Annotated in this window: 1 pseudogene; it reads left to right on the plus strand. The window is 61.5% G+C overall.

What is annotated here, in order from left to right:
• A pseudogene (locus MTCD1_RS23890) lies at positions 1-231 on the plus strand (ABC transporter permease); the annotation flags it as partial.

The following is a 231-nucleotide window of genomic DNA, read 5'->3' on the forward strand; positions in this document are numbered from 1 at the left end:
GTTTCCGGTCTGGCCATCGCCTATGGCAAGTTGCCTGCCTTTATCGCCACGCTGGCCATGATGAGCGTCGCACGCGGACTAACTCTTGTTATCTCTGGCGGCACCCCCGTCGCCACCTCTGACGCAGTGAACCAGCTGGGTGCTGATGTTGGGCCAATTCCGGTGCCTGTCATCATGCTCGCCCTAGCCGGTGTGGTGTGCTGGTTCATGCTGTCGCGTACGGTGCTGGGG

It is taken from the genome of Colwellia marinimaniae, assembly GCF_002207865.1.
Taxonomy (GTDB): domain Bacteria; phylum Pseudomonadota; class Gammaproteobacteria; order Enterobacterales; family Alteromonadaceae; genus Colwellia; species Colwellia marinimaniae.